1 protein-coding gene is annotated in these 1,270 nt (G+C 65.3%); it reads right to left on the reverse strand.

The genetic code is table 11. The annotated features are described in order from the left end of the window. A partial coding sequence (locus tag A2J02_RS17100) for an AMP-binding protein (RefSeq protein WP_442971484.1) occupies positions 1-1,269 on the reverse strand: 1,269 nt, incomplete at its 3' end. Position 1,270: the final 1 nt, after the last annotated feature.

A 1,270-nucleotide genomic window follows, 5' to 3' on the forward strand; every position in this document is an offset into this window, starting at 1 on the left:
CTGATGTGCGGTTCCGTCGGTCTCCGGGAACACCGTGCGCAGGGACTCCTGCCGAGCCACGACGTCCGCGACCGCGATCTGCATTGCGCGACGGTCCAGCAGACCGGACAGTCGCACGGCGATCGGGATGTTGTTGGCTGCGGATTCGACGTCGAACTTGTTCAGGAACCACATCCGCTGCTGCGCGAGCGACAACGGAATGTGTTGCGGCCGTTGCTGAGGCACCAGCGGCGGACGGCTTCCGGTGGCGACGAGTGTGCCCAACCGCGCGGCCAGATCGGCCACCGTGGAGGTGTCGAACAGCTCTCGGACCGCAATTCGAGTGTCCATGGCGACGCCCAGTCGTGACACCAGTTGTGTTGCGATGAGGGAGTTTCCGCCGAGCTCGAAGAAGTCGTCGTCGAGACCGACGCGCTCGACTCCGAGGACCTGGGCGAAGACCTCCGCAACGGTGCGTTCGATGTCGTTGGTCGGTTCCCGGTACTCGGTCACCTCGAAAGCGGGATCGGGCAGAGCCTTGCGGTCGAGCTTTCCGCTGGCACCGAGCGGAAACTCCTCGAGCACGATCAGCGTCGACGGCACCATGTACTCCGCGAGTCGAGAGCGCAGGGCACCGAGGACGGCTCCGGTCTCCACCGAGGCACCGGACGGTACGACGTACCCGACGAGTTGGTCGTTGCGGACCACGACGACTGCCTGAGAGATGGAGCGTTGTGCCAGCAATGCGGATTCGATCTCGCCGAGTTCGATGCGCAGGCCGCGCAGCTTCACCTGGAAATCCGAACGACCCACGTACTCCAGCTCGCCGTCACGGTTCCACCGCACCACGTCGCCGGTCCGATAGAGGCGCTGCCCGTTCGTTGCGAACGGATGTGCCACGAAGCGATCCGCGGTCAGGTCGGGGCGGCTCACGTAGCCGCGAGCCAGCTGCGTACCTGCGAGATAGAGCTCACCTGCGACACCGACGGGAGTGGGATTCAGCCGCGAGTCGAGCACGTACACGGCGGTGTTCCACACCGGCGCACCGATCGGCATCACGTCCGAATCCTCGTCCGTGACAGCGTGATAGGTGACGTCGACGGCAGCCTCCGTCGGACCGTAGAGGTTGTGCAGCTCGACTCCCTTCACCGCTCGGCGTAGTGCACGAGCCGTGGTGGGAGCCAGTGCCTCGCCGGATGCGAACACCAGCCGCAGTGTGGCACCCGATGCTCGGCGTCGCTCCACCTCGGGGACGAAGACAGACATCATCGACGGTACGAAGTGCACCACC

Origin of the sequence: Rhodococcus sp. EPR-147 (assembly GCF_001647185.1) — a bacterium.
Classification (GTDB): domain Bacteria; phylum Actinomycetota; class Actinomycetes; order Mycobacteriales; family Mycobacteriaceae; genus Rhodococcoides.